Origin of the sequence: Serratia sp. NFX21, from assembly GCF_048517035.1 — a bacterium.
In the GTDB taxonomy this organism is placed as follows: Bacteria; Pseudomonadota; Gammaproteobacteria; order Enterobacterales; family Enterobacteriaceae; genus Serratia; species Serratia quinivorans.
The window spans coordinates 3778400-3804972 of the sequence record NZ_CP183196.1 but is presented as its reverse complement, the minus strand read 5'-3'; the positions used below and the strand labels follow the sequence as shown (position 1 = coordinate 3804972).

The 26573-nt window shown below is 54.0% G+C and carries 25 protein-coding genes and 2 tRNA genes; 13 read left to right on the top strand and 14 right to left on the bottom strand.

Annotated elements, in window-relative coordinates; genetic code table 11:
• Positions 1-110 precede the first annotated feature (110 nt).
• Complete coding sequence (locus ACNT1W_RS17875) at positions 111-1151, top strand: LacI family DNA-binding transcriptional regulator (RefSeq protein WP_419246878.1); 1041 nt, start codon at positions 111-113, stop codon at positions 1149-1151.
• A gap of 168 nt (positions 1152-1319) precedes the next feature.
• On the opposite strand, the gene ACNT1W_RS17870 is transcribed toward ACNT1W_RS17875, so the two are convergent.
• Both ACNT1W_RS17870 and ACNT1W_RS17865 read right to left on the bottom strand, forming a co-directional pair.
• Positions 1320-2111, bottom strand: a complete 792-nt coding sequence (locus ACNT1W_RS17870) for a hypothetical protein (RefSeq protein ID WP_012145833.1) — start codon at positions 2109-2111, stop codon at positions 1320-1322.
• A gap of 52 nt (positions 2112-2163) precedes the next feature.
• The gene (locus tag ACNT1W_RS17865) at positions 2164-4143 is read right to left on the bottom strand and encodes an alkyl/aryl-sulfatase (protein ID WP_012145832.1); all 1980 of its coding nucleotides are present in this window, start codon (positions 4141-4143) and stop codon (positions 2164-2166) included.
• A 552-nt stretch (positions 4144-4695) separates the two neighbouring features.
• On the opposite strand from ACNT1W_RS17865, the gene ACNT1W_RS17860 reads away from it, so the two are divergent.
• Positions 4696-5331 (top strand): dTMP kinase, encoded by a 636-nt coding sequence (locus ACNT1W_RS17860; protein ID WP_419245945.1) that lies wholly within the window; start codon positions 4696-4698, stop codon positions 5329-5331.
• 131 nt (positions 5332-5462) lie between these two features.
• On the opposite strand, the gene ACNT1W_RS17855 is transcribed toward ACNT1W_RS17860, so the two are convergent.
• A tRNA-Asn gene (locus ACNT1W_RS17855) sits at positions 5463-5538 on the bottom strand.
• Between the two features lie 102 nt (positions 5539-5640).
• Positions 5641-6429, bottom strand: coding sequence for a DgsA anti-repressor MtfA (gene mtfA, locus ACNT1W_RS17850; protein ID WP_419245944.1), 789 nt, complete (start codon positions 6427-6429; stop codon positions 5641-5643).
• Between the two features lie 92 nt (positions 6430-6521).
• Here mtfA and ACNT1W_RS17845 point away from each other — a divergent pair.
• Positions 6522-6611 (top strand) — tRNA-Ser (locus ACNT1W_RS17845).
• A gap of 99 nt (positions 6612-6710) precedes the next feature.
• Here ACNT1W_RS17845 and ACNT1W_RS17840 read toward each other — a convergent pair.
• Entirely contained in the window at positions 6711-7673 is a 963-nt protein-coding gene (locus tag ACNT1W_RS17840; RefSeq protein ID WP_017893338.1) for a GlxA family transcriptional regulator, read from the bottom strand.
• A gap of 164 nt (positions 7674-7837) precedes the next feature.
• Here ACNT1W_RS17840 and ACNT1W_RS17835 point away from each other — a divergent pair, with 164 nt between their 5' ends.
• From ACNT1W_RS17835 to ACNT1W_RS17825, 3 genes are all read left to right on the top strand, one after another.
• Positions 7838-8524: a cysteine hydrolase family protein gene (locus tag ACNT1W_RS17835; protein ID WP_261422136.1), complete on the top strand. Its 687-nt coding sequence runs from the start codon at positions 7838-7840 to the stop codon at positions 8522-8524.
• Between the two features lie 94 nt (positions 8525-8618).
• Positions 8619-9017 carry a type II secretion system pilot lipoprotein GspS gene (gspS, locus tag ACNT1W_RS17830; RefSeq protein ID WP_012145827.1) on the top strand — a complete coding sequence of 133 codons (399 nt, stop codon included), beginning with the start codon at positions 8619-8621 and terminating at the stop codon, positions 9015-9017.
• A 136-nt stretch (positions 9018-9153) separates the two neighbouring features.
• The gene (locus ACNT1W_RS17825) at positions 9154-10608 is read left to right on the top strand and encodes an EmmdR/YeeO family multidrug/toxin efflux MATE transporter (RefSeq protein ID WP_419245943.1); all 1455 of its coding nucleotides are present in this window, start codon (positions 9154-9156) and stop codon (positions 10606-10608) included.
• A 49-nt stretch (positions 10609-10657) separates the two neighbouring features.
• Here the strand turns inward: ACNT1W_RS17825 and ACNT1W_RS17820 are convergent, their stop codons facing one another.
• A complete protein-coding gene (locus ACNT1W_RS17820) occupies positions 10658-11488 on the bottom strand; it encodes a lytic polysaccharide monooxygenase (protein WP_017893335.1) in 831 nt (276 codons plus the stop codon).
• Positions 11489-11809: 321 nt separating this feature from the next.
• Positions 11810-12658, bottom strand: coding sequence for an AraC family transcriptional regulator (locus ACNT1W_RS17815; protein ID WP_419245942.1), 849 nt, complete (start codon positions 12656-12658; stop codon positions 11810-11812).
• Positions 12659-12858: 200 nt separating this feature from the next.
• On the opposite strand from ACNT1W_RS17815, the gene ACNT1W_RS17810 reads away from it, so the two are divergent.
• Both ACNT1W_RS17810 and ACNT1W_RS17805 read left to right on the top strand, forming a co-directional pair.
• Positions 12859-14166 (top strand): alpha-glucosidase/alpha-galactosidase, encoded by a 1308-nt coding sequence (locus ACNT1W_RS17810; protein WP_261097984.1) that lies wholly within the window; start codon positions 12859-12861, stop codon positions 14164-14166.
• 80 nt (positions 14167-14246) lie between these two features.
• Positions 14247-15503 carry an MFS transporter gene (locus ACNT1W_RS17805; protein ID WP_012145822.1) on the top strand — a complete coding sequence of 419 codons (1257 nt, stop codon included), beginning with the start codon at positions 14247-14249 and terminating at the stop codon, positions 15501-15503.
• Here ACNT1W_RS17805 and ACNT1W_RS17800 read toward each other — a convergent pair whose 3' ends face one another.
• The 3 genes from ACNT1W_RS17800 to ACNT1W_RS17790 form a co-directional block, all read right to left on the bottom strand.
• On the bottom strand, positions 15504-15698 hold the full coding sequence (locus ACNT1W_RS17800) for a hypothetical protein (RefSeq protein ID WP_041418982.1): 195 nt from the start codon (positions 15696-15698) through the stop codon (positions 15504-15506).
• 310 nt (positions 15699-16008) lie between these two features.
• A complete protein-coding gene (locus ACNT1W_RS17795) occupies positions 16009-18384 on the bottom strand; it encodes a glucose/quinate/shikimate family membrane-bound PQQ-dependent dehydrogenase (RefSeq protein ID WP_012145820.1) in 2376 nt (791 codons plus the stop codon).
• Positions 18385-18743: 359 nt separating this feature from the next.
• A complete protein-coding gene (locus tag ACNT1W_RS17790) occupies positions 18744-19643 on the bottom strand; it encodes a LysR substrate-binding domain-containing protein (RefSeq protein WP_012145819.1) in 900 nt (299 codons plus the stop codon).
• Between the two features lie 221 nt (positions 19644-19864).
• Here ACNT1W_RS17790 and ACNT1W_RS17785 point away from each other — a divergent pair, with 221 nt between their 5' ends.
• On the top strand, positions 19865-20260 hold the full coding sequence (locus ACNT1W_RS17785; protein WP_017893329.1) for a cupin domain-containing protein: 396 nt from the start codon (positions 19865-19867) through the stop codon (positions 20258-20260).
• Between the two features lie 27 nt (positions 20261-20287).
• Here the strand turns inward: ACNT1W_RS17785 and ACNT1W_RS17780 are convergent, their stop codons facing one another.
• Together ACNT1W_RS17780 and gabD are read right to left on the bottom strand one after the other, a co-directional pair.
• Entirely contained in the window at positions 20288-20656 is a 369-nt protein-coding gene (locus ACNT1W_RS17780) for a glyoxalase superfamily protein (RefSeq protein ID WP_115184343.1), read from the bottom strand.
• 60 nt (positions 20657-20716) lie between these two features.
• A complete protein-coding gene (gene gabD / locus ACNT1W_RS17775) occupies positions 20717-22192 on the bottom strand; it encodes an NADP-dependent succinate-semialdehyde dehydrogenase (RefSeq protein ID WP_419245941.1) in 1476 nt (491 codons plus the stop codon).
• Between the two features lie 217 nt (positions 22193-22409).
• On the opposite strand from gabD, the gene ACNT1W_RS17770 reads away from it, so the two are divergent.
• Positions 22410-22619, top strand: a complete 210-nt coding sequence (locus ACNT1W_RS17770) for a glycogen synthase (RefSeq protein WP_017893325.1) — start codon at positions 22410-22412, stop codon at positions 22617-22619.
• Between the two features lie 59 nt (positions 22620-22678).
• Here the strand turns inward: ACNT1W_RS17770 and ACNT1W_RS17765 are convergent, their stop codons facing one another.
• Both ACNT1W_RS17765 and ACNT1W_RS17760 read right to left on the bottom strand, forming a co-directional pair.
• The gene (locus tag ACNT1W_RS17765; protein ID WP_261097988.1) at positions 22679-23593 is read right to left on the bottom strand and encodes a pyridoxamine 5'-phosphate oxidase family protein; all 915 of its coding nucleotides are present in this window, start codon (positions 23591-23593) and stop codon (positions 22679-22681) included.
• 5 nt (positions 23594-23598) lie between these two features.
• On the bottom strand, positions 23599-24216 hold the full coding sequence (locus tag ACNT1W_RS17760; protein ID WP_419245940.1) for a glutathione S-transferase: 618 nt from the start codon (positions 24214-24216) through the stop codon (positions 23599-23601).
• 98 nt (positions 24217-24314) lie between these two features.
• Between ACNT1W_RS17760 and ACNT1W_RS17755 the strand changes: the two genes are divergently transcribed.
• From ACNT1W_RS17755 to ACNT1W_RS17745, 3 genes are all read left to right on the top strand, one after another.
• Positions 24315-25220: a LysR family transcriptional regulator gene (locus ACNT1W_RS17755; protein ID WP_012145811.1), complete on the top strand. Its 906-nt coding sequence runs from the start codon at positions 24315-24317 to the stop codon at positions 25218-25220.
• A 155-nt stretch (positions 25221-25375) separates the two neighbouring features.
• A complete protein-coding gene (locus ACNT1W_RS17750; RefSeq protein ID WP_419245939.1) occupies positions 25376-26170 on the top strand; it encodes an alpha/beta hydrolase in 795 nt (264 codons plus the stop codon).
• A gap of 3 nt (positions 26171-26173) precedes the next feature.
• On the top strand, positions 26174-26545 hold the full coding sequence (locus tag ACNT1W_RS17745; RefSeq protein WP_115184349.1) for a RidA family protein: 372 nt from the start codon (positions 26174-26176) through the stop codon (positions 26543-26545).
• Positions 26546-26573: the final 28 nt, after the last annotated feature.

Genomic DNA, 26573 nt, shown 5'->3' with positions numbered 1-26573 from the left:
CAATTCAACCTTCTCGTCACAAAAATGAAACATTCTTACCGATAAAAATTTGCACAGCTTTGCAAAGTGCGGCAAACTTTTCGCAGAGCAGAAAATGGATGGATATGAAGATGGCGGTGGACAAGGCGATTATCAGTGCGAAAGACGTGGCGGAATTGGCTGGAGTTTCCCGATCGGCGGTCTCGCGGACTTATACGTCTGGTGCCAGCGTGTCGGCGGCGACCCGCGAGAAGGTGATGCGGGCGGCTGAAGAACTGGGATATCACGTTAACCATTTGGCTCGGGGATTGGTACGTAACCGCAGCGGCATTGTTTGCCTGATCGTTTCAGAGTTGGCGACCCCTTACCGGGCCAGCCTGGTGCGTTTGCTGACTCAGCATTTGCAGGATGCGGGCAAAATAGCCATGTTGATTAACACCGATCGCTCCGATGACAGCGTCTCCCAGGCACTGCAACAGGCGATAAACTTCCGGGCAGATGCCTCCTTTGTGCTATCCGGCATGCCCGACAGCGCCATTGCCCGGCTGTGTCACAGGCACGGCCAGCGGCTGGTGCTGATTAACCGTGATGACACCTTGCCCGGCTCACTCAGCATCCGGCTGGATAACGAAGAAGCGGCGGGCAGAGTGGTGATGGCGTTCGCCCGTGCGGGCTGCCAACGCATCGCTTTTGCCAACTCTTTGGCCGGTACGCCCAGCCTGATGGCGCGTGAACGGGGTTTTCTGCAGGCAGCGGAAGCGGCGGGGTTACCGGTGAGCGTCGAACGCTTCGGTACCACCTCCTATGAGAGCGGTCAGATCCTGGCGCACCGCCTGTTGACCCGGCGCGAGCGGCCTGATGCGGTGTTTTGCGTCACGGATTTATTGGCCTGCGGCTTTATGGACGAGGCGCGCCATCGCTTTGGGCTGCGTATTCCTGAAGATCTTTGTGTTGCGGGCTACGACGATATTCCGCAGGCGGCCTGGTCTTCTTACCATCTCACCACTTTTACCCAGCCGGTGGCGATATTTGCTCAGGATTCGGTTGCGTGGCTGGTGGCCGAAGAGAAGAAAGAAGAGAGCATGATGCCGGCACTGGGGCAGGAGATGCCGGGTGAAACCCGGCTGTACCATGCTGATTTTGTCTGGCGTGGCACCATTCGCGGGGCCTGAGTTTCCTTCATTTCAGATTGTGCATGGCGCGTTGGCAGATCCGGCGGAACTTGCTAAGTTACATGGCAGCTCAGGTCAACACCATTTTCTATTAGCCGCGGAAATTGCATGCCATTCATTTGGCTGTGGCCCAATCTGGTTCGAATAAAAGAATTAACCACAAAAGGATTAATTCAGGAACTGAAGGTTTAACCCGAAGAAAATCTGCCAGCGAGGCTGTCCTGGACCACGGTCTGCAACCGAGCCCTGAGGCTCCACAAAGAAGTTGTAGACGGTTTTATCTTGCTTGATAACCTGTCCAATACCTAAACCCAGCGGAACACTGTAGCTGTCATTCTGGAAGTTGTAGACCCAGATAGGGGCAGATCGCAGATAGGTACCTCCACCTAACTGATAGAATAAAAATGGCTGGAAAGTACCGAGATTCACGTCGCTGCGGTTGTCTTCTCCGGCAAAGCTATGCTGCCATGAGGCCAGATAACCGAACTGGAATTTTGGTGAACTGGCATTAAAGAGCACGTTGACCAGACCCGCAGACCATTTCTCTGTTCCCAGAGCATCTTCAGTAGCAGTCGGCGCCGTTATTTGCGGACCGAAACCAAAACTCACTGCCGGATTGCCGGTATCAATAAGCCACGACGCAAATAAGTTCAGATCACCTAAACCTGTTTTATGACCATAGGTTGGCGCAACCGGATAGGTATTAACCGGTAATGAACCCCGTAACAACCATTTGCTATCGCCTAATGAAAAAGGCTGCGCATAACGGAACCAGAACTGATTGGCATCCTGATCCGTACCGCTCACATCCCCGATGTAATAGTTCTGCATATTAAATGCAGTCATATTCGCCAGAGGGTTGTTTGCCTGCGCCGCATCCGGGGCATGCTCTTCAGCTGCATAGGCATAACATGAAGCAAGGCATAATATTGAAGGCAAAATCGAGTATGAAAGACGCATAGGATTACCTTAAGTAAGTCCCCTGCAGCCGTGACGCCACAGGGGGAATTATTTATGGTGTAACGATATTGAACCAGAACTCGAACTTGTCCATATAGCCCAACATCTCATTGAGCTTCGCACCGTTACCGGTGACCTTAACCTCGCCTTTATCTTCAGCCTGTTTCAGGGTTTCTTCTTTCAGGATGATTTTATTAAGCGTGTCGCGGTTCAGAACAATCGTGGCATCAGCGTCTTTCGCTTCAGCATTAGCAGTATGGTTCAGTACTCCGTTTTCCAGCTCCAGCTTGTATTTACCGCCATCGCTGCCCAGGTCGATATTAAACACCGCTTTGGCATTACCCGCTTTTTCACCGTTGATATGTACCGCCAGGAAATCGAAGAACATTTCAGGCGTCATCGCGCGAACGGTATCCGGGCTTGCTGTATTAGGTGTTGGGCCTTTAACCACACCATTGCGCAACTCCTGAGCACCGGTCAGGTAGAAGTTACGCCATGGGCCGGACTCAGCCTGGTAACCCAGTTGTTCCAGTGCATCCGCTTCCAGGTTACGCGCATTCTGGTTATTTGGATCGGCAAACACCACTTTACTAACCACCTGAGCAACCCAACGGTAGTTACCCTGGTCAAAGTCGGTTTTTGCTTTCTGAAGAATCGCATCGGCACCGCCCATGTATTCAACAAATTTCTTCGCTGCTTCTTCCGGCGGTAATTCATCAAGCGTTGCCGGGTTGCCATCGAACCAGCCGAGATACAGCACATACGTTGCTTTCACGTCATGGCTGATGGAGCCGTAATAGCCGCGGTTAGCCCAGGTCTTCGCCAGGCTGTCTGGCAGTTTGAAGTTGGCAGCAATTTCATCGCGTGTCAGGCCTTCGTTGGCCATACGCAGGGTCTGGTCGTTGATATAACGATACAAGTCACGCTGGCTTTTCAGCAGGCCAACAACGTTTTCGTTACCCCAGGTCGGCCAGTGGTGCTGAGCCATAATAATTTCAGCTTTGTCACCCCAACGCACTATGGCTTCGTTGATGTATTTCGACCACGGCAATGGTTCTCGAATTTTCGCGCCGCGCAACGAGTAGGTATTGTGCAGGGTGTGAGTCACATCCTCTGCGGCTTCGATGAGTTTCTTCTCTTCGATGAACCACAGCATTTCAGACGGTGCTTCGGAACCCGGCGCCAACATAAAATCGTAAGTCAGACCGTCAATCACTTCTTTCTGGCCGTCTTTATCGATGATGTTAGTTGGTGCAATCAGCGTCACAGTACCTGCTGAGGTGGTTGTCCCCAGACCCGCCCCCACCTGGCCAGTAGCTTCGGGTTTAAGGAGGTTGCCATACATATAGCTGGCACGGCGGCTCATAACGTTACCGGCCATAATATTCTCGGCTACAGCAGCTTCCATAAAGCCTGCTGGCGCATAAACTTTTACCTTCCCGGACTTAACATCCGCTTCGTCTACCACACCACGCACGCCGCCATAGTGGTCAACGTGGCTATGGGTATAAATGATGGCGACAACGGGTTTATTACCGCGATTTTTGAAGTACAAATCCATGCCGACTTTTGCTGTTTCTGCTGAAACCAGCGGGTCAACGACTGTAATCCCTTCTTTACCCTCAATGATGGTCATGTTGGATAAATCAAGGTTACGGATCTGGTAAACACCCTCAGTCACTTCAAACAGACCGCTGATATTGATCAACTGAGACTGTCGCCAAAGGCTCGGGTTTACAGTGTCAGGGGATTTTTCCCCTTCTTTGATAAATGCATACTGTTGTGGGTTCCAGATAACATTTCCCTGCTCGCCTTTAATCACCTCCTGAGGTAAAGCGGCGATAAAGCCTTTGTGGGCATTCGTGAAATCGGTGTTATCGGAGAAAGGAAGCTGGTTATAAAGTGCATCGTTAGCTTGCTTTGTTGACGCGGTGGCACCTTTTGGTGCTTCCTGCGCGAACAAAGGTGTCAGTGCGCTGGAAGAGAGGAACCCTGCCAGTGCAAGACTTTTGACGATCAACGTAAGTCTCATTTGTAACCCCCATGTGAAAACCTTATAACTACTCAGCCTTATCAAATAATTACTTCTTGAAATTATTAATTAATTCAAATAATTAAAATGGCCACTGGTCATTTTCATTTTTTAAATATAACCAAGTAGTTACATTTCGCCATTAATAGATACAAATATTTTATGCTTGCGGGACTAATTGCCTCAAAAGTCTTTTAGCAGTGGAGTATGTCCGTCCCTCGCTCACAGCTGCCCGCCTGTCTGCTTAAAAAATAGGTTTAAGGTGGGATGTTTTCCGTTTTCTAAGCGGATCCCTTAAACTGCATCGCGCAGGTCACAATATATGGGCAATGACCATAAACGGCTGTAATCCTGGGTTTTTGAACGAGTGAGTTAGAACCGTTGCCAGAATGTTCATCAGTGTCTGTAGATAAAAACCCTGTATCCGATTCGCGCTGACGCGCCAGCTGCCCCGATGAACGAAGAGGGAGGCAGTTATTCAAACCAAGGAAGTAAGATGCTTTTGCCAGATTCAAGCTTTACAAAAAACCTCTATCAATCGTCATTTGAACAATGAGTCGTCAGCTGTTTGTTGCTCTGGATGGGCCCAAGGGAGCCGGTAAAACCACACTGTTGGAAGCCATTACGAAAGTACTAAGGGCAGACAACAAGAAGGTGATCCGACTTTGCGAGAAAAAAAGCGATCCCTACAGGGGGGAGACAATGGCCCTTGTTAACAAACTCGCCAGAAATCCCAACCTGGATTTGGAATTGGAGGTCTGTAAGCGCTTTGCTGATAGCCGTGCATGGATTTCCCGGCACGTGCTGACTAAACAGCCAGCGGACAGCATTATCCTGATGGATCGCTGGTATCCCTCGGATGCCGCGTTTCGTCGGATGGTTCCATTTGCAGAGATTTTACAGCTTAACATTGAACGAAACGTGCGAACGCCAGACCTGCATGTCGGGGTTGTTACTGCGCCAGATATTTCATGGGCGAGGGCCGCGGCCCGACCACGTGGGCTAAGCAGTACGGTGATTCATAAGCTGGAAGAGCATGTTGCTTGTACTCGCGCGTTCGAGCGAGAAATTGCAAATCGCGGCTGGTTTTTATGCCGTAATGAAGGAATGATCGAAGACGCAACGATGCAGGTGATTTCTGAGATCTACAGAGTGCTGGATGCCCATAGTCATTCGTATACCGCTTAAAAGCTCTGACGCTATACCTTCAACGCCGTTAACGCGGCATCGTTATGGATAAAATCTGATTCTGTCAGAGATTCAATAATACCAAACGGCAAAAGACCCGCCTAAGTCTCCTTAAGCGGGTCTTTCGAATTTGGCTCCTCTGACTGGACTCGAACCAGTGACATACGGATTAACAGTCCGCCGTTCTACCGACTGAACTACAGAGGAATTGTCTGAACGGGGCGCATCATATCCAGCCACCCAGAATGTGTCAACGCTAAATTCGCCTATTCGGTGCGACTGCTCAGCATCTGAGCAAAGCGGGCTGGATTATGGGACTTCTGCGCTGTTTTCAGCCTGAAGCCGCTGTAAACGTGCGAGAGGATCCTGCTTATAGAAGCGACTAAAATGCTGGTACATCACCGGAAAACGGTTGGCCAGCAGTTCGGGCGCACTGAAAAAGTACTCCGACAGCACCGCGAAACATTCAGCCGGATCGGTCGCCGCGTAGGCGTCCATACTGGCGGCCTCTTCGCCGACCATGTCGATCTCGTCCTGCAGGTTTTCCATCGCGGCGTGCAGGTCATGTTCCCAGGCGGCGATATCGCGTAGCGGGATCGGTGGAATACCGGTGGCACTGCCGCCGTTGCGCATGTCCAGCTTGTGTACCGCTTCGTGGATCACCAGGTTAAAGCCGGAGAGATCAAAAGAGTCCTGCACGTCCTGCCAGTTGAGCACGATGGGCCCTTGTTCCCAACTTTGGCCGGATTGCACCACCGGCCCGGAGTGCACCAGGCCGAAGTCGTCCTGCCATTCATCTTCCACAACAAACGGCGTAGGGTAGAGCAGGATCTCATTGAAACCATCAAGGCACTCGGCGCCCAGTTCCAGCACCGGCAAAGCGAACAACAGGGCAATACGCGCCTGCATTTGCGAGGTCAGCACCAACCCTTGCAACGGGACGATACTTTTTTGCTGCAAGATCTGCCCGGCAACGACGATCAGCCGTTGTTGTTCCCGCTCATCCAGCGGAGAGAGCAGGGGAATTGCCAATGCGTCCTGCCACTGGGCAAGCGTCTCCGCCTGCGGTTGATGCGTTTTCCACGGCCATTTAATCATCACGTTGCTCGTAAAGTCGTCACTTGAACATTCGGCTGGAGGCTAACCCTGTAAAAATGCCGCAAAAAGGGGCATGATAGCAAGCACTAGAAGGAGAGATGCCGGAGCGGCTGAACGGACCAGTCTCGAAAACTGGAGTAGGGGCAACTCTACCGGGGGTTCAAATCCCCCTCTCTCCGCCATTATTCAATCACTTAGATAAAATTCTTTCAACGATCCCCGTCACAGATAGCCCTTCACAGCATCACCGAATTCCACCGCTGCCAGTAAGAATGACCGGCTTATTTTTCCGTAACGCGAAACTCCTTGCGATATAAAGACGGCGACGTCTTGAACTGCCGCTGAAAATGCCTGCGCATTGACAACGCAGTGGCGAAACCTGCGGCCTGCGCAATGCGCTCGACGGGCTGGTCGGTTTTTTCCAGAAAGCGCTGCGCCATCGCCAGCCGCTGATTCAGCAACCACGGCATGACGCTGGTGCCGGTAGTTTGCTGAAAGCGCCGGGTAAAGCTGCGGCGACTCATGCAGGCTTTGTCCGCCAGTGCATCCAGCGTCAGCGGTTGCTGCAGATTTTCCGTTGCCCAACTCAGCGTTTGCATAAAACGGTCACCGCCCACAGTGTTATACACCGGTTGCTCGATAAACTGTGCCTGGCCGCCCTGACGGTGTGGCGGCACCACCAACTGCCTGGCCACCGCGTTGGCGCTCTCCGCACCACAGTGCTTGCGTACCAGGTGCAGGCAGCAGTCGATGCTGGCGGCGGTGCCGGCGGAAGTGACAATATCGCCGTCATCCACGTACAGCACATTCTGGTCTATCGACACCTGGGGATATCGTCGCAGAAAATCCGCCATCCATTGCCAATGGGTGGTTGCCGGACGGCCGTTGAGTAAGCCGGCCGCCGCCAGAACGAAGCTTCCGACACACAGGCCGACCAGGGTAGCACCACGCGCATGGGCGTCTAGCAGGGCGTCGATAAGTTGTGGTGATGGCGGGACTTCGGGATTGCACCAGCTGGGCACTATCACCATATCGGCTTGCGCCAACGCCGCTAATCCATGATCTGCCACTATCGAGAAACCAGCGTTGGTCTTTAATGGGCCGGGTTCGGTGGCGCAAATCAACAGCTGATAGGCCGGTTCCCCGTTGCTGTTCAGTGCCTTCTCAAACACCGCACAGGGCACCGAAAGGTGAAACGGGATGATGTTGTTAAAAACCACGATACCCACTTTAAGTGGCGCCATACTGCTTCCTTTTTATCAGTAACCCTATGTGGACGATTTGGCCCGATGATATCGCTTTTGGTTATTAGACTACCTGTTGCCATATCACTGCAACCTGCAGAATTGAACCCGACCGCAGCAGGAAACGACGTGCTGTTTTGTTGTTCTCACAAGGATAAACCAAAATGAAAAAACTGATTTCCGGTACTGCACTGGCACTCTCGATGGCTACCTCCAGCCTGGGTTTTGCCGATGATAAGCAAAGGGCGCCTACCATTCGCACCATGAGCGGTGCGCAGGCAAGTACATCTTTACCGGTTAACGCTACAGCGCTATTGGTGATTGATTTTCAGAATGAATACTTCATCGGCAAGATGCCCATCCCCGACGGAAATAAAGCGCTGATGAACACGCAACGGTTGGTCAGTTTTGCCCATCAGCACAAGATGCCGGTGTTTTTTATTCGGCATATTGGCCCGGCAAATGGGCCGTTGTTTGCCGAAGGTAGCAAGTTCGCCGAGTTCCATCCGGATCTGCAGCCGTCGGGCAATGATCGGGTGATCACCAAAGCCACCCCCAGTTCATTTGTGGGCACCGATCTGGATAAGCAACTTAAGCAGGCGGGTATCAAGAAGCTGGTAGTGAGTGGGTTGATGACCCATATGTGCGTCTCTTCAACGGCGCGCGATGCGGTGCCGTTGGGCTATGAGGTGATTATTCCCGAGGATGCCACCGCCACCCGCGATCTGGCTACCTGGGATAACCAAATTGTGAATCACGCCGTGCTGCAACGCGCTGCGCTGGCCGGGGTAGCCGATGTGTTTGCTGAAATCAAAACCACCGATCAGGTCTTGGCGCTGCCGGTGAATTAAGCGGTCCTCGGGGAAGCAGGCCGCCGGCCACTTTGCAATATTTCACGGCTCGCCTAAGCTGATTTCAACCATCACTTTTTTATGGGTAATCACTATGTTGACTGTGTTACGCACTTCAGTTTTGGGCGCTGCGGCCTTGTTATTCCTCGTGGGCTGCCAGCAAAAGGCACATCAGCCGCCGCCACCACTGCAAGTGCAGTTGGAAAAGCTTTCCACCATGCTGGCTGGTAGTCACTTCCTGCGACAAAACTGTCACCGTTCGGACATCCCGGATGACGTTAAATTGCAACGTACCGCGATGCGAGTGGCGGAACATCGGGGCTGGGACACCCAGGCAGCGGGTTATCAGCAGTTGCCGGCACTGGCTCAGGCTCGTTATCTGGCCATACTGGAGGATCGTCAGTTGCTGACGGACAAATGTGCCGCGCTGAACAATCGTACTGCAAACTTTGTTGCCGCAGCCAAGTCCGATCAGGAAGACTACATGGAGTAGTCCCCGCAAGCACGGGCGCGGCATGCGGCGCCCGTCACCCCACAATCCCCATCTCCGTTTAAAATATTCTTTGCAGGATAAGCATCTGTCGCTCATTATTTGAAATGTTGTTTCACTTTTATCCCATGAGCCGATCTTGAAGCCATATACCGCCTTGCGTCAGCGAGTAGAAAATACCCCCTGGTACCCAAAACGCAAAAGTTATCGCGTCCTGTTTTGGCGTGAGATCACGCCGCTGGCGGTGCCGATCTTTATGGAGAACGCCTGCGTTCTGCTGATGGGAGTGCTGAGCACTTTTCTGGTGAGCTGGATCGGTAAAGAGGCGATGGCCGGGGTCGGGCTGGCGGACAGCTTCAACATGGTGATTATCTCCTTCTTTGCCGCCGTGGATCTGGGCACCACGGTGGTGGTGGCCTTCAGCCTGGGCAAGCGCGATCGCAAAAGAGCACGCTCGGCGGCACGCCAGTCGCTGGTGTTGATGACGCTGGTGGCCCTGGTGCTGGCGGTGGGCATCCATTTGGCGGGCGAGCAGATTATTGATGTGATCGCCGGTGCCGCCACGCCGCAGGTGAAAGCATTGGCGCTTTCTTATCTGCAAACAACGGTCTGGAGCTATCCGGCGGCGGCCATTGCGCTGATTGGCAGCGGTGCGTTGCGCGGAGCCGGGAACACCAAGATCCCGCTGCTGATCAACGGCGGCATGAATATCCTGAATATCATCATCAGCAGCATCCTGATTTATGGCATGTTGGGTTGGCATGGGTTGGGCTTTGTCGGTGCCGGATTGGGGCTGACCATTTCCCGCTATATCGGCGCGATAGCGATTATCTACGTGCTGATGATCGGCTTTAACCCGGCGTTGCATATCACGCTGAAAAGTTACTTTAGCCCATTGAAGCTGGCCATCTTGTGGGAAGTGTTGGGGATTGGCATCCCCGCCAGCATTGAGTCGGTGTTGTTCAACGGCGGTAAGTTGCTGACCCAAATGTTCGTCGCCGGTATGGGTACCAACGTTATCGCCGGTAATTTTATCGCTTTCTCTGTCGCTTCATTGATCAACCTGCCGGGCAACGCCCTGGGGTCTGCATCGACCATTATTGTCGGGAAACGTCTGGGTAAAGGGCAGATAGCCCAGGCGGAACGGCAGTTGCGGCACATCTTCTGGCTGGCGACGATTGGACTGACGGTGATCGCCTGGGGCACGGCGCCGCTGGCGGGAGTGTTCGCCTCGTTTTATACGCAACAAGATGACGTGAAGGAGGTGGTGAAGGTGCTGCTCTGGCTCAACGCCGCCTTTATGCCCATCTGGGCCGCTTCCTGGGTGCTGCCCGCCGGTTTGAAAGGCGCGCGCGACGCTCGTTTCGCCATGTGGGTGTCGATGCTGGGCATGTGGGGTTGTCGCGTGGTAGCCGGCTATACGCTGGGCATTGTGCTGGGGATGGGCGTGGTCGGCGTTTGGTTAGGGATGTTTATGGATTGGGCGGTGCGCGGTGCGTTGTTTTATTGGCGTATGGTCAGCGGACGTTGGCTGTGGAAATATCCGCGGCTAAAACAGCCTGATGTGGCGGAAAAACAACCATCCGATATCTGATGCGAAAGGCCCGGTTCAGCCAAGGAACCGGGCATCAAGCGATGAATATTCAGCCTTTGATATTGACGTCACTGCAGCTATAAAAACCTTCGCCAACCGGGTCTATGCGCTGCCAACGAACGTAGAGTACATGTTTGCCGGTATAGTTTTTCGCATCGACGGCGAATTTATATTGCTGGTTCACCGGAGTCACGTTTTCAACTTTGCCTAACAGCTCAAGATCGCTCCATTTTAATTCGGCTTTTTCAGCATCGTAATCGGCTTTGGAAATATAAACTTCAAAGAAGCTTGGATCATGCGTTGCCGTTGCATCATAAACAATATCGATTTTACCATTTGCATTTTTCTGGATATCGCTAGTGCGCCAAGGGGCTTTAACGTCCAACCCTGACTTGTCATTCCAGACTTTGTCTCTGTCATCCCATTCGGTACCCACGTTCCCCGCAGAGCAGAGCTGCCCATCGGGTATCGCGGCCTTAACGGCGGCGGGGTTGTTGTAATCGGCGACGTTTTTGGAGACTTCATTCCATTGCCTGAATTGGTAGTTAGACTGTTCAATCAGGTTAACTTCTTGCTTGCTGCTATTTTTATTGCCTTCTTTTTTCGGTGAAACAAAGCCGGGCTTGTTAAGATATTTATTGTAAATGTATTGATATGCCGCCCTGCAATCACTCTCTTTTATACCTGAACCGTCCGCCGGCCAATAAAATCCGCCTTCTTTAAAACATTGATATTGGCGTGAAATAGGGGTAGCGACAGAACCGTGTCTAAGCTGTGCCGAAGCCTGCTCTTTGGTAGTGGAAACTTGCTCCTGAGCCAATGCGGCGGTGGAAAATAATGAACATGAGGCTAATACCAAAAGGGTTTTCTTTAATAACATTGAAGTTGTTCCTCTATGATTTAAACCCGTCATAATTGAGGCTGCATCTGTGTCGTTTTGATGCAACGCCAAATATTGGGCGTAACGGCAAGTGGATAAATGAGTCGATAAACGTTTAGGTAACAGCACTAAAAAAATACTTAAGCATTATTGCTGATATCTCGATAAAATTAGTGATATTCATCACAATAATGCGAGATGGTGATATTTAATTAATTAACTTATTGAATACTTCGCAAGGTGAAGAGAAAAGTTTCTTCTCTGAACATCGGTCTCTGAGTGCGATGGCGAGCGGGGTGAAGGGGTCAGCGATGTGATGGCTTAACCTTTGTGGCAAGGCGGGGCGTTGTCCGGTTGATTTTCCTGCCGCCATTGGGCCGGTGATACGCCGTGGACCTGTTTGAAGGCTTTAGAAAAATGCAGTTGGTTTTCATAGCCGACCGAGATCCCCACCACTTTTATCGCCGTCCGGCTGTTGCGCAGCAGGCTGGTGGCGAGCGTCATGCGAAAGTTAAGCAAGTACTCCTTTGGCCCGATACCGTAAGCTCCCTTGAACAATCGGCACAGGTAACTGCGGTTGATATTGCAGTAGGCGGCCAGGCGTTCAATGGTCAGGTGTTCGTGGTAACGGTTTTCAATCAGTTTGACCGCTTTGTGCAGATGTTGCGTCTTGTCGCTGGGGTGTTCGTTGCTGCCCTGTAGCGCATTGTCGATCAACGCAGAAAAAAACAGATAGCTCAGGCCGAGGGTCTTCAATCGATGTTCATCATCATGGCTAACGAGCTGCCGCAGATAGCTCAGGGCCTGGGGAGTCTCGTCAGTCTTGCGGGGGCGATAAATCGGGAACTGGCGGCTCAGGCGGCACTCTTCGAAAATCTTGCCGGCCACCAGTCCGTCGACCTCCAGCCACATGTAATGCCAGGGATCTTTTTTATCGGCGCGATAGGTGGTTACGTCGTGCGGATGGATCAAAAAACCTTCACCAGCAACGACTGGAAATGCACCGTATTCGCTGTGCAGTACGCCGGTTCCGCTTATCACATAATGAAATAGATAGTGCTGCCGCACCGCCGGGCCGAAGCTGTGCCCTTTGTCGCAGTTCTCCTCACCATATTGGTACAGATTCAGCTCAATATTGTCGGTGCGGTTTAGGGTGAAACTCTTATGCATCAGGCGATGTCCTGGTTTTCTTGTCCACGCTAACAGTGTAGCGGCCATGCGTTAGGTGGGTAAACGCCAAATCCAGACCTGGCTCACAGTTTTTGCGCTGCGTCGTTTTTCGCCATAATGAGGTCACATTCATCCATATCCGGCTTAGGGATTGCAGGGTAATTTCAGCCTATCGAAAACCAGTGCAGCGGAGAAATAGGATGATTAAAGTAACTTTTATGGGCGCAGGCAGCACCATCTTCGCCAAGAACGTACTCGGCGATATCATGGCAACGCCGGCATTGAAAGAGGTGGATATCGCGCTGTACGACATTGATAGCGCCCGTCTCAATGAATCTTTCGCCATGCTCAGCAATATCAATCGCAATATTAACGCCGGCAGGGCGAAGATCACTCCCTACCTCGGGGTGGAAAATCGTCGTTCGGCGTTGAAAAATGCTAATTATGTGGTTAACGCCATCCAGGTTGGCGGTTACGATCCTTGCACTATCACCGATTTCACCATTGCTAAAAAGTATGGCCTGCAGCAAACCATTGCCGATACCCTGGGGATAGGTGGCATCTTCCGTGCGCTGCGCACCATTCCGGTGATGTTTGACTTCGCCCGGGATATTGAAGCGGTATGTCCGGATGCCTGGCTGCTGAATTACACCAACCCGATGGCGGCCTTAACCGGCGCCATGCTGCGCCATACCGAAGTGAAAACGGTGGGGTTGTGTCACAGTGTGCAGGTCTGTGCAGAGACGCTGCTGAAAAGCGTGGATATGCCTACCGATGATGTCCAGTTCCACATCGCAGGCATTAACCATATGGCCTGGTTGCTGGACGTTCGTCGCCATGGCGAGGATCTGTACCCGGAAATCAAGCGTCGCGCCAATGCGCTGCAGGGCAAACATGATGATATGGTGCGCCATGAAATCATGAAAACCTTTGGCTATTACGTCACCGAGTCTTCGGAACATAACGCCGAGTACATGCCTTATTGGATCAAGCGTAACTATCCTGAATTGATTGAGCGCTTTAACATTCCGCTGGATGAGTATCCGCGCCGCTGTATTGAGCAGATTGAACAATGGCAGCAACGCAAGCTGGCGCTGACTAATGACGCCAACCTGACTCATACCCGCACTCATGAGTATGCGTCTTACATTATTGAAGCGATGGAAACCGATCGCCCGTACAAGATTGGTGGCAATGTGCTCAACAGCGGTTTAATTACCAACCTGCCTGCCGAGGCCTGTGTTGAAGTGCCTTGCCTGGTGGATGGGCAGGGCATCTCGCCCTGTTACGTCGGTCATTTACCGGAGCAACTGGCGGCGCTCAACCGCACCAATATCAATACCCAACTGCTGACTATCGAAGCCGCGGTAACCCATAAACGGGAAGCGATTTACCACGCGGCACTGCTGGATCCGCATACTTCAGCCGAGCTTTCGATTGATGATATCCGTAAACTCTGCGATGAACTGATTGAGGCACACGGTAACTGGCTTCCTGCCTACCACTGATCGCCAAACTAACTGTATTACCTCCTCAAAACGCACAAGGCGCGGGGCTTCCTGCGCCGTCATAAATGGGATGGTGAGCCATGTTTTATTTAAAGAACAAGAACTTTTGGATCTTCGGTGCCTTCTGTTTTTTCTATTTCTTTATCATGGGGGCGGTGCTGCCGTTCTTCCCGATCTGGTTGCATGACGTCAACCAACTCGACCAGCAACAAACTGGTCTGGTATTCGCCTGTATGGCGCTGTTTGCGCTGGTGTTCCAACCTATTTTTGGTTTTGTCACCGACAAATTTGGCCTGAAGAAACACCTGCTGTGGATGATCATTTTCCTGCTGCTGTTTCTGGCACCGCTGTTTATTTATGTCTTCTCGCCGCTGCTGCAAACCAACTTTGTGCTCGGGGCGCTATTGTGCGGGATTTACCTGGGGTTGGTGTGCAGCGGAGGCTCGCCCGCAATTGAAGCCTATATCGAGAAGGTGAGCCGCCGCAGCCAGTTTGAGTATGGTCGTGCCCGGCTGTTTGGCTGTATCGGCTGGGCGATTTGCGCGTCTATCGTTGGCTATATGTTTACCATCAACAACCAGTTTGCGTTTTGGCTGGCGTCGAGCTTTGCACTGGTGTTGGCCGGCCTGCTTTATATGTTCAAACCTGAGCAAAACAACACGCTGGCGGTGGCGGACGGCTTGGCGCTGAACCATAAACCGGTCAAGTTGAAAGCGGCGTTGAGCCTGCTGAAAATGCGCAAGTTTTGGTGCCTGGTGATGTATATCGTCGGGGTGGCCTGCGTGTACGACGTGTTCGATCAGCAGTTCGCCAACTTCTTCACTTCGTTTTTCAGCGATCGACATGCCGGGACTCAGGCGTTTGGCTATGTCACCACGCTGGGCGAGTTCCTTAACGCTTTTATCATGTTCTTTGCGCCATTGATCATCAACCGCATTGGCGGCAAGAACGCGCTGCTGATTGCCGGGGTGATTATGTCGGTGCGGATTATCGGTTCGTCTCAGGCTGACTCGGTGACTGCGGTGATTTTCCTCAAAACCCTGCATATGTTTGAGGTGCCGTTCCTGCTGGTGGGCATTTTCAAATACATTACCACCCAGTTTAACGTGAATCTTTCCGCATCGATTTACCTGTGGGGTTTCTGCTTCTTCAAGCAGCTATCGGCTATCGGCATGTCCTATGCGGCGGGCCTGATGTACGTCAACTACGGCTTTAAAACCTCGTATCTGATCCTCGGCTGCATTGCCTTGCTGTTTACCCTGATCTCGGCCTTTGCCCTGAGCGGCAAGGTCGCGGTGGTAAAACAGGAGGCTGTGCTGCCGGTGGCGGCAAATTAATCAATACAGTAATGTCATGAGGCTAAAGAACAACAATGTCAGGGCGATGATAAACCCGGTTTGCAGCGTTTTGCGCAGCAGGCGGCCCTGGCCCCAGCGGGTAGCGCTCAGGCGGTTGTCGATCGCAAACAGCGCCGGCACCATCAGCAGCAGATAAACCAGCATCAGCATGGCGGTCAAAGGTTGTTGGCTCATGCAAGATCCCCCGTACCGGTAGGGCTGGGTGGGGCGAAAACGATTTTTTGTCTGCTGCGGTGTTGAATCATAGGTCTCCAAAGAGGGCCGCCCGGAGGCGGCCGTCAGTTCACTGCCTGTCATATCGAGATGATTGTCGGCCACTGCCGGGGCCAACGCAGTCATAGTATTGCGAATGATAATCATTATCAACATATAATGTGAAATTTATTGTGGGAAAGGGCGGTCTGGCGTGAAAAGTTTTTGCGGGGTATTTACGGTGACAGAGCACGCCAGGCGGCGTGCTCTGTGATAGGTCTATCCTCGACGATTATTTCTCATCTGGCAGTGCGTAAGCAACGATATAGTCGCCCAGCTTGGTGCCGAACGAGCCATGGCCGCCGGCGGAAATCACCACGTACTGCTTGCCGTTGACCTCATAGGTCATTGGCGTCGCCTGGCCACCGGCCGGTAAGCGTGCTTCCCACAGTTTTTCACCGTTGGTCACGCTGAAGGCACGCAGGTAGTTGTCCGCCGTTGCGCCAATGAAGAACACATTCCCGGCGGTTGAGACCGGTCCGCCCAACATCGGCATCCCCATTTTGAACGGTAACGGCAGCGGAGAGCTGTCGCGCACGGTACCAATGCGTTTTTTCCACACGATATCGTTGGTTTTCAGGTCTACCGCGGAAATGTAACCCCAGGCAGGCTGTTTGCACGGCAGGCCAAGTGGCGACAGGAACGGGTTCAGGGTCACGCCGAACGGCACACCGTACTGCGGCTGGACGCCGGCTTCGGTACCGCTGCCGCCTTTATCGCCGACCGGCGGCTCGATTGGGTTACCTGGGCCGCGTGGGATCAGTTTTGACACAAACGGCAGCGCGATAGGGTTGGCGATGGCCACCTGACGGTCAGTATCGACAGACAGGCCACCCCATTCGAACATGCCAAGGTTACCTGGGAACACCAACGTGCCCTGTTCGGAAGGCGGGGTGAAGGTGCCTTCATAACGCAGGCTATGGAACATCACCCGGCAAACCAGTTGGTCATAAATGGTGGCGCCCCACATATCCGCGCCGGTCAGTTTCTTCTCAGGGCGGAAAGTCAGCTCAGAGAAAGGCTGAGTCGGTGACAGGCGGTCACCCTTGGCCGGGCCCTGCGGAACCGGTTTTTCCGGTGCAGGAACCACCAGCTCACCGTTGGTACGGTTAAGAACGAAAATGTTACCGGTCTTGGTCGGCACATAAATCACCGGCACCTTGTTGCCGCTCTTGTCGGTGATATCCGCCAGCGTTGGCTGGGCCGGTACGTCCATATCCCACAGGTCGTGGTGCACCGTTTGATAGAACCACACCAGCTTGCCGGTAGAAGCGTTCAATGCCAGCAAGCCGCTGGCATAACGCTCCATGTTCGGCGTGCGATCGCCGCCCCAGATATCCGGAGTGGTCACCCCCATTGGCAGGTAAACGATATCCAACTTGGCATCGTAGGCTGAAGGCGCCCAGGAGTTTGGCGAGTTCGGCGTGAAGTGATGTTCATCCGCCGGGATGGCGTTGGGATCATCTGCACCCGGATCAAACGCCCACAGCAGTTTGCCACTGTTGACGTCAAAACCGCGGATCACGCCCGAAGGTTCGCGATTGGAGTAGTTATCGGTCACCGCACCGGCAATGACAATCACCTTATCGGTGATCACCGGTGGTGAAGTTGGCTCATAATGGCCCGGAGTGGCATACGGCATATTGCTTTGCAGATTGAGTTCACCGTTATTGGCGAAGTCGGCGCAAGGCTTGCCGGTCTCGGCATCCAAAGCAAACAGGCGGCCATCATTCACCGGCAGGATAATGCGGCGTGCGCACTGTGCCGGAGAGGCGTCGGTGGCGTTGCCTGCGGCGGCAGGGGTCTCATGATAAGAGACGCCACGGCAGGTGATGTGCTGGAAGGTTGGGTTGAACTTCAACTGAGGATCAAACTGCCACTTTTGCTTGCCGGTGGCCGCGTCCAGCGCGAACAGTTTCTGGTGTGGGGTACACAGATAGAGCGTGTCGCGGATTTTAATCGGGGTCACTTCGTTGGTGATTTCCCCCGGATCGTTGGCGGTTTTCAGGTCGCCGGTCTGGAAGGTCCAGGCTTCCTTGAGCTGACCGACGTTCTTGTCGTTGATCTGGCTCAGTGGGGAATAACGCGTACCTTCCTGAGTACGGCCATAGGCCGGCCAATCGGCGTCTGAGGCCTGAGGGGCAACCTTCACCTGGGCCGGTTCAAGGGTGCCGTTGATCTCTTGCGGATCGTTAAACACCGCGTAGGCCAGTACTGCGACAGTAAACACCAGCGCGATACTCAGTGCGCTGTAGGCCAACTTGCCGCTGGCAATCAGCTTGTGATAGATAAACGGCAATACCAGCCACAGGCCGAAGAAGAAGGTGACGTCCAGACGTGGCGTCAACGCCCAGAAGTCCGGGCCTACCTCCCACAACGCCCAAATTGTGGTGCCGAGTAAAAATACGGCATACAGCAGCAGGGCAGTGGCGCGGCGGCGAGCCAACAGCCAGGCGGTAACCAGCAACACCAGGCCGGCGATGATGTAATACAGCGAACCGCCGAGCTTGGCCAGCCAGATGCCGCCTCCCAGCAGATAGAGTCCGCTCAGCGCGGCAAATAATGCCGTGATGATGATGAGCGGCGACAATGATGCTTTATTTTGCATAGTATTATCCTTACCAAAATGAAAAGTCCCCGATTTAGAGATTAAGCCATATCCAAAAAAACACGCGGTTTCTCCCTAAAAATCCATCCCGTGCGTTCGGCAAACCCTCTCCAGCGCCAAGGCTAAAAGGCAGTGGCAGTTAAAATGGTGAGGCTGGTTTTGGCTTATTGAAAAACTCTGTCATTGGGGACGAAAGTAAAAAAACACTGCATCGGGCGTAGCGTTTTACCCCTTCATTGAGAGGCTGGCGACCACTCCGCCTGAAGCGCGGCTAGGTTACTCTAATTGTTACTCTTTCGTTGCATACCTTGTGCTGTTTCGGCGATTTTTTGTTGGCTTTATGAATGGAAATTAGATTTTCAGGCTTGCCGTGGGTAGCGCAGTGCCTCGACAAACAGCGCAAAGGCGGTGGTGTGCTGCCTGCGGCTGGGATAATACAGGTAATAGCCGGGGAACCGTGGGCACCATTCGTCGAGCACCTGGACCAAACGGCCGTCGGCCAGCTCATCGGTGACGCTGTCTTGCGGGACAAAGGCGATGCCGAAGCCGAGCCTCGCCGCGTCAATGCGTTGGCGCAGACTGTTAAAGGTTAGCTGGCCGTCGACCCGTACCTTAATTTCGCGCCCGTCTTTTTCAAATTCCCAGGCGTAGAGACCGCCCATGGTGGGTAAGCGCATGTTGATGCAACGATGGTTTTGCAGTTCCTGTGGGGTGGTTGGCGTACCGTATTGTTCAAAATAAGCGGGGGAGGCGATGGGGATCAGGCGCATATCCGCTGCGATACGCACCGCAACCATATCCTTGGCGACCTGTTCACCCAGACGAATTCCGGCATCAAAACGGCCACTGACGATATCGGTCAGGGTGTTATCCAAGGTGATCTCGACATTGATATCCGGGTAGTCCGCCAGAAATGTCTTCAACACCGGCCACAGCACCGAGTCGACGGCATGTTCGCCGGCGGTGATGCGGATGTTGCCCGCCGGACGTGCCCGCATTTCACTCAGGGCATCCAGTTCACTTTCAATCTCGGCAAAACGCGGACCGATGCTGTTGAGCAGCCTTTCACCGGCTTCGGTAGGAGCCACGCTGCGGGTGGTTCGGGTCAATAAACGCAGTTCTAGCCGTTCTTCCAGCCCCCTGATGGCATGACTCAAGGCCGATTGGGAAACGCCAAGTTTCGCCGCCGCTTTGGTGAAGCTACGCTCGCGGGCGACCATCAGAAACGAAATTAAATCGTTAAAGTTTTCTTTTAACATCCCGGCCTCGCCGTATGGGCAGAATTAATGACGATATTCTAGCCGTTTGCGATGACCACCGACAATTAATGAATTCAGCTCATAGCTCCTTGCGCATTTTGCCATCTAGTCCTGATGCCGGAGCGACGTTATCTTTTGTCTGGCAGCTTAAATGACTCACAGCCTCTACAATTATTCTGTCCCTATTAGCGTCGGCTACTTTGGCCGAAACGGAGAAAACAGTGAAAATTCAACGCAGCGGTTCCCAACCCTCCCGTCCGGGTCCAGAAGACTATTTTACCGGTAAGGTGCGGATCGATGCGCCGTTTGCCGGCAGTGAGCCGGCCCGCGTAGGCGGTGCTACCGTGACCTTTGAGCCAGGTGCGCGCACAGCCTGGCACACCCATCCGCTCGGCCAGACGTTGATCGTCACCCAGGGGCGCGGTTGGATCCAGGTGTGGGGCGAGGAGATCCAGGAAATGAACCAGGGCGATATCGTCTGGATCCCGGAAGACGTCAAACACTGGCACGGCGCGACGCCGGAGACGGCCATGACCCACATTGCCATCGCCGAATCATTAAACGGCAGCCCGGTGGATTGGCTGGAGCAGGTCAGCGACGCGCAGTACCAAAAATAATGGCTGGGTTGTTAGCGAATTGGATCGTCACGCATTGCCGATCTGCTGGCAAAACCGCAGCCGATTGCCGAAGGGATCGGCGATGTTCAGCTCTTTTCCCCAGTCGACAGTTTCAACCCCCGGCCTGGCATAGCGATACTGCCTGGCCGAAAGCTCGGCGTGCAGTGCGTCGATATCCTGGGTGGGAATGAATAGGGCGGAACCCGGCGTGCTGTCACCGTGGTGTTCGCTGAGGTGAAGCGTCAGGCCGGAGCGGGTGATCTGCATATACAGCGGCAGGTCTTCACTGAAACGGTGCTCCCAATCGAGCGTGAAACCGAGAAAATCCAGATAAAATTCCCTGGCCTTTTCAACCGAGAAGATGCGAAGAATGGGGATAGCGGCGGAGAATTCCATTGTTGACCTCATTAAAATCATTGGCCCGCGCCGTGCGGGCCGTATAAAGACATCGGGTGATTAGCTCCCCAGCCCGCCGAGGCACAGGTACTTAATCTCAAGATAATCCTCGATACCGTATTTTGACCCCTCACGGCCCAGCCCGGAGTTTTTAACCCCGCCGAAGGGGGCGACTTCGGTGGAAATCAGCCCTTCATTAATGCCGACGATGCCGTATTCCAGCGCCTCGGCGACGCGCATGACCCGGCCAATATCCCGGCTGTAGAAGTACGAGGCCAGGCCAAACGGCGTGTCATTGGCCAGCTCAATGGCTTCGGCTTCGCTATTGAAACGGATCAGCGGTGCTACCGGGCCAAAGGTCTCTTCATGGAAGATTTTGGCCTGTCGTGGCACCTCGGTCAGAATGGTCGGCGTAAAGAAATTATTGCCCAGCGCATGGGGTTTGCCTCCCAGCAGAACCCTGGCACCCAACTGCACCGCGTCGGCGATATGCTCGTTGACCTTTTCCACGGCGGCCGGGTTAATTAACGGGCCGATAGTCACTCCGTCGTCCAGGCCGTTGCCGACCTTAAGCTTTTCTACCGCCGCCTTCAGTTTTTCGGCGAAAGCGTCGTAGATGCCGTCCTGAACCAGAAAACGGTTGGTACACACGCAGGTCTGGCCGGCATTGCGGTATTTGGAAGCGACTGCGCCTGTCACAGCGGCGTCCAGATCGGCATCGTCAAACACGATAAACGGCGCGTTGCCGCCCAGCTCCATACTGGTCTTTTTGATGGTCGGGGCACACTGTGCCAGCAGTTGCGCACCGACCTCGGTGCTGCCGGTGAAGGAGAGCTTGCGTACGTCCGGGTTGGCGGTCAATTCCGCCCCTATGGCCTGGCTCGGGCCGGTGATAACGTTGCAGACGCCGGCCGGTAAGCCCGCACGCTCGGCCAGCACGGCGATGGCCAGTGCAGAGAAGGGAGTTTGGCTGGCGGGGCGGATCACCCCGGTACAGCCCGCAGCCCAGCCGGGGCCTGCTTTACGGGTGATCATCGCCGCCGGGAAATTCCACGGCGTAATGGCCGCGAAGACCCCAATCGGCTCTTTCTGCACGATAATGCGGCGCCCTGCCTGGGGCTGCGGAATGGTGTCGCCGTAGACGCGTTTGCCTTCTTCGGCAAACCATTCGATAAAGGACGCCGCGTAGGCAATCTCACCCCGGCTTTCAGCCAGCGGCTTGCCCTGTTCTGCGGTCATGATCAGCGCCAAATCGTTCTGATTCTCCATCATCAACTCGAACAGGCGGCGCAGTTTGCCGGCACGTTCTTTGGCGGTCAGTGCGCGCCAGGCCGGCTGGGCCTTTTTCGCGGCAGCGATCGCCAATGCGGTTTCCCTGGCGCCGAACGCCGGCACCTGACCGACCCGTTCGCCGGTAGCAGGATTGTGGATCTTGATGCTCTGGTCGCCTTTGATCGGCAGCCATTGCCCATCGATATAGTTGGCCTCGCGGAACAGCGCAGGATCTTTGAGGGTGGCAGAGAAGTGATTGCTCATCGGTTTTCTTCCTTTTTCAGAATTCAACACAGGGTGACCTATCCCAAACGGCACCCCTTTACCCTAGCAAACTTTTCCGCCGCTATTTGCCCGATCCGTGGCAACAAATCAATTTACCGTCAAGCGCACCTTCTGTACAAAAAACATCCGGCTGCGGGACGATACTGAAATCAGCAGGCATATGACCCTTTTCGATGTGATTAAAAGGAGTGTGCAAATGATGAAATCAGTGGACAGACATCTTTATGGCGGCGGAGAAATGGACTTTTTGGCTTCCAGTATTGCATTGATGGAGTGGCAGGGGCGAGAGGTGGACGCCGGCAAAGTGGCCGGCAATATGTCGGAGTCGCAAAGCCGATTGTTCTTTGAACGCCTGAGCTATTTCCGCCAGCTTTATCAGACTTCGAGCGTGGAACACAGCGTATAAACTTCTTACATCCCCTCTCTTTTGGGAGAGGGGATGTTCATCCGCATAACTGTGCAGATTTATACTGACCATACCCCGGTGTTCAGCGTTGCCGGGGAGAACTCAAGATTGCGGCCGCGCCACGGTAGCGCCTGCGAAAAACGCCAAGCACTCTGTATATCGAAACGCCAGTAGCGTTCTGCACCAGCCACCCCTTGGCCCATCTCTGCTTGCCAGAGGATCTGCGTTTCCCCCTGCAAATGTAAAACATCCCCGCGTTCAAAATCGATAAACAGCAACGCCGCTCGCGGCTGCGCCAACAGATTACCCAGGGTATTCATATAGCGATTGCCACGAAAATCCGGTATCCACAGAGTGCTTCCCTCCAGATAGATAAACCCCGGTTTTCCGCCCCGGTGCGAAATATCCACGCCACCTTGCGCCAGCGTGGTATGGGCAGCACTGGCCACGAAACAGGTATCCGCGTTGCGAATCAACGCCTGTGCCGCCGTGTCAAGCCGAGTGAGATATTCAATTGGCGCGGGGTTGGCAGGGGCCGGATACAGCTCGCGCCGCTGAATATACTGCGGACAATTGCCGAAGCTTTGCCTGACTTCGATCTCAAGGCGGTTTTTGTCGGTGCGTCCGATCACACCGTTGACGCGGTTACGGCGTCGGTTGCTAAAATCCAGCCCCAGGGCACCTATCGGCTGGCCGGATTGCAGTGCCGCCTGCGCCGGATCGTCGCTGCGGCGTGGGGTACTGATGCGCAGGTGGGTGCTGTCCGGCGTGCGTAAAAAACCGGGTGGGCCACTAAACAGCGTAGCCACCGGCCAACCCTGCTCGTCCAGCGTGGCGACAAACAGGTAAGGCAGTGCCTCGAAAAACTTGCGGTGCTGGTCGGGCATGTTGGGGAAAATACCGCCGCCCACCTGGTCAAATCCGGCCAGGGTCTGGGCACGTAGTTCATCGGGGTGGAACATCTGCGGGATCATCGGATTTACCTCTCGACGGGGTACGGCAGCGACGGCATGGCGAAGAAGCCGGGCAATGCGGCAATGCGCGTTACCCAGCGTTGAATTGCCGGGTAAGGGGCCAGCGAAATACCACCTTCCGGCGCTACGGCCACATAGCTGTAGCAGGCCAGATCGCCAATGGTGGCCTGTTCCGTCGCCAGGAATTGACGTTGGGTCAGATGCTGCTCCACCTGTGGCAGGAAGCGCGCGCTGACGGCCTGCGCGGCCTGATAATCTTCTGGCACCCCAAACTGGGCGCTCAAACGAGCGGAAGCCGGCCCATAGCGGACTTCCCCGGCGGCTTTGGACAACCATTCCTGCACCTGTGCGGCCACTGCTGGCGCCTCTGGCAACCAGTGGCTGTCCGGCGCATAGCGTTTGGCCAGATACACCAGAATGGCGTTGCTGTCGGCCAGCGCCAAATCGCCATCGAGCAACACCGGGATCTGGCCGAAAGGGTTCAGGCGCAGAAAGGCTTCGCTTTGACGCACCGCCGCGGGGGCTTCGATAAATTCATACGGCAGTTCGAGCATCCGCAGCAGCAGTTCCACGCGGTGGACGTGGCCGGAAAGCGGGGTACCGTACAGTTTTAGCTTTTGCATAATCACACTCCTGAAGGATTTTAATCAGCATACTCTTGCAGTCGGTGAGCGAAATCCGGCAATCTGGAAATTAATAATTTCAATTTATGGAATAGTCTATGGATCGGTTGGACGAACTGGCGATTTTTGTAGCGGTGATCCAGCACGGTAGCCTGGCCGCCGCCGGTCGCAAACTGCGACGTTCCGCCCCGGCAGTGACCCGGGCCATCGCCTCGCTGGAGCAGCGTTTTGGCGCCCGGTTGGTTGAACGCACTACACGGCGGCTGGCCCCGACCGAAGCCGGGCTGCGGCTGGCGGAGCGCGCGCATTTACTGCTGCATGAATACCAGGCGGCGGTACTGGATACGGCGGATACCCAGCTCAGCGGCCTGCTGCGCATTACCTCGCCGGTGCAGTTCGGGCGCAAGCACGTGGCACCGGTAGTCATGGCGTTTCTCGATCTTTATCCGCAGATGCAAATTGAAATGGTGCTCAACGATCGCAACCTGGATTTGATCGACGAGGGGCTGGACGTGGCGGTGCGCATCGGCCATTTGCAGGACTCTTCCCGCGTGGCGCGTCGGTTGGGGCAGGTATCCCGGGTGACGGTCGCCAGTCCGGCCTATCTGGCGCTACGCGGCGAGCCATTGGAACCGGCGCAGTTGGTCGATCATGACACCATCGTCGGCACTCAGCGGGCGTCGCTGCGCGAATGGCGGTTTGGCCCACAGGAAAACGGTGACAGGGTAAGGCTGACGCCGCGCTTGCTGCTCAACGAAGTCGAAACCCAGTTGCTGGCGGCGCGAGCCGGCAAGGGTATCGCCCGGTTGCTGTCGTATCAGGTGGCAGACGATCTGGCAGCGGGGACGCTGGTGCGCCTGCTGCCGGCGTTTGAACCCTTGCCGATGCCGGTGCAGCTGGTGGCGCAAAATAGCCAACGCATGCCGCTAAAGGTGCGGACCTTCTGGGATTATGCCTGGCAGGAATTAAGCCAATTGGCGCAAATTCAGCCGCCGTTAAAATAGCGATTCAGGCTCAATAAGTTTCACTGGCTAAACTTATTGAGCCGCGGAAAAGATTTATATTACCCTGCACGCATTGCTGCTGTTCACTTCTTGACAATATTATTCCCGGTGCTAATAGTTAACGCATATCTTAAATAATAAACGAAGTTTAATATATGAAACTTTTAGCGGGCAGTTACGATAACGGTTCGACGGTGGACAATGAGGATGAAATTCTGACCTCATTCCAAACTCGCAGTCAGGCGGTTTATCAGCAAGTCCGCAGCGAACGTAATATTGCCTATGGGGATTCACCCCGGGAAGTTTTCGACTGGTTATATTCTGACAAACCGCATCAGGGAACATTAATATTTATTCACGGAGGATATTGGCAATTTTGTTCCAGGGACGACTTTGCCTTTATTGCCACAGTGCCATTGGCGTTGGGTTTTGACGTGGTGCTACTGGAATATACGCTGGCACCACAGGCCTCGCTTGACGATATTTGTCGGCAAACCGGTGTGGCGCTGAACGCGATTCAACAACGCTTGGCGCCAAATAAACTCGCGCCGGTTTACCTGTGCGGCCATTCCGCCGGGGGGCATCTGGCCAGTTTCTGGCAGCATCATCCTATGGTCGACGCGGTGTTACCGATCAGCGGCATTTTCGAGCTGGAACCCCTGTTAACCACTTACGTTAACCGGCAGTTGCAGTTGACCCTGCAGCAAATTGCCCGCTTAAGCCCGGCGCGCAATATACCCGAACGCATTAAACCGATGACGCTGTTTTACGGCGCTGCCGAATTAGCGGAACTGATTGGCCAGTCGCGACATTATTATGCTGCGCTGCAAGCAAAACAGCTGCCCGTCCGCCTGGTTGCGGTCGACGGCGCCAACCATTACAACGTGCTGGATTCACTGTTCGCCAGGGATGGGGCGTTGATCCGCCAGTTAACCACTACGGGGAAATAAACCATGCGTACCATTATCGACACCGGCTTGCCGGAGATTGGCCAACCCTTTTCCTGGGCGACTAAAGGCGGCGGCATGCTGTTCACCGCCCATGGCCCGGTCAGGCCCGACGGCAGCATTGAAACCGGTGAGCCGGAAAAACAAATTACCCTGACCTTTGATAATTTGGCCCGGACGTTAAAGGCGGCAGATAGCCACAGCGATAATGTTCTGCAGGTTATTGTTTATCTCACCGATGTGAACGACGTTAAATTACTCGATGAAATCTATAAGCAATACTTTAATTATCCTTACCCCAATCGTTCAACGGTAATTGTTGACAAGCTGGTGGTGCCAGGAATGAAAATAGAAATAACCGTCACTGCTACCGCCTGAAAATAGATAACTACAATCCCACCTGCAA

What these genes read in the sequence shown, in the direction of transcription:
- ACNT1W_RS17875 (WP_419246878.1), top strand. Translation starts at nt 111, where the DNA reads ATGGCGGTGGACAAGGCGATTATCAGTGCGAAAGACGTGGCGGAATTG.
- ACNT1W_RS17870 (WP_012145833.1), bottom strand. Translation starts at nt 2,111, where the DNA reads ATGCGTCTTTCATACTCGATTTTGCCTTCAATATTATGCCTTGCTTCA.
- ACNT1W_RS17865 (WP_012145832.1), bottom strand. Translation starts at nt 4,143, where the DNA reads ATGAGACTTACGTTGATCGTCAAAAGTCTTGCACTGGCAGGGTTCCTC.
- ACNT1W_RS17860 (WP_419245945.1), top strand. Translation starts at nt 4,696, where the DNA reads ATGAGTCGTCAGCTGTTTGTTGCTCTGGATGGGCCCAAGGGAGCCGGT.
- mtfA (WP_419245944.1), bottom strand. Translation starts at nt 6,429, where the DNA reads ATGATTAAATGGCCGTGGAAAACGCATCAACCGCAGGCGGAGACGCTT.
- ACNT1W_RS17840 (WP_017893338.1), bottom strand. Translation starts at nt 7,673, where the DNA reads ATGGCGCCACTTAAAGTGGGTATCGTGGTTTTTAACAACATCATCCCG.
- ACNT1W_RS17835 (WP_261422136.1), top strand. Translation starts at nt 7,838, where the DNA reads ATGAAAAAACTGATTTCCGGTACTGCACTGGCACTCTCGATGGCTACC.
- gspS (WP_012145827.1), top strand. Translation starts at nt 8,619, where the DNA reads ATGTTGACTGTGTTACGCACTTCAGTTTTGGGCGCTGCGGCCTTGTTA.
- ACNT1W_RS17820 (WP_017893335.1), bottom strand. Translation starts at nt 11,488, where the DNA reads ATGTTATTAAAGAAAACCCTTTTGGTATTAGCCTCATGTTCATTATTT.
- ACNT1W_RS17815 (WP_419245942.1), bottom strand. Translation starts at nt 12,658, where the DNA reads ATGCATAAGAGTTTCACCCTAAACCGCACCGACAATATTGAGCTGAAT.
- ACNT1W_RS17810 (WP_261097984.1), top strand. Translation starts at nt 12,859, where the DNA reads ATGATTAAAGTAACTTTTATGGGCGCAGGCAGCACCATCTTCGCCAAG.
- ACNT1W_RS17805 (WP_012145822.1), top strand. Translation starts at nt 14,247, where the DNA reads ATGTTTTATTTAAAGAACAAGAACTTTTGGATCTTCGGTGCCTTCTGT.
- ACNT1W_RS17800 (WP_041418982.1), bottom strand. Translation starts at nt 15,698, where the DNA reads ATGAGCCAACAACCTTTGACCGCCATGCTGATGCTGGTTTATCTGCTG.
- ACNT1W_RS17795 (WP_012145820.1), bottom strand. Translation starts at nt 18,384, where the DNA reads ATGCAAAATAAAGCATCATTGTCGCCGCTCATCATCATCACGGCATTA.
- ACNT1W_RS17790 (WP_012145819.1), bottom strand. Translation starts at nt 19,643, where the DNA reads ATGTTAAAAGAAAACTTTAACGATTTAATTTCGTTTCTGATGGTCGCC.
- ACNT1W_RS17780 (WP_115184343.1), bottom strand. Translation starts at nt 20,656, where the DNA reads ATGGAATTCTCCGCCGCTATCCCCATTCTTCGCATCTTCTCGGTTGAA.
- gabD (WP_419245941.1), bottom strand. Translation starts at nt 22,192, where the DNA reads ATGAGCAATCACTTCTCTGCCACCCTCAAAGATCCTGCGCTGTTCCGC.
- ACNT1W_RS17770 (WP_017893325.1), top strand. Translation starts at nt 22,410, where the DNA reads ATGATGAAATCAGTGGACAGACATCTTTATGGCGGCGGAGAAATGGAC.
- ACNT1W_RS17765 (WP_261097988.1), bottom strand. Translation starts at nt 23,593, where the DNA reads ATGATCCCGCAGATGTTCCACCCCGATGAACTACGTGCCCAGACCCTG.
- ACNT1W_RS17760 (WP_419245940.1), bottom strand. Translation starts at nt 24,216, where the DNA reads ATGCAAAAGCTAAAACTGTACGGTACCCCGCTTTCCGGCCACGTCCAC.
- ACNT1W_RS17755 (WP_012145811.1), top strand. Translation starts at nt 24,315, where the DNA reads ATGGATCGGTTGGACGAACTGGCGATTTTTGTAGCGGTGATCCAGCAC.
- ACNT1W_RS17750 (WP_419245939.1), top strand. Translation starts at nt 25,376, where the DNA reads ATGAAACTTTTAGCGGGCAGTTACGATAACGGTTCGACGGTGGACAAT.
- ACNT1W_RS17745 (WP_115184349.1), top strand. Translation starts at nt 26,174, where the DNA reads ATGCGTACCATTATCGACACCGGCTTGCCGGAGATTGGCCAACCCTTT.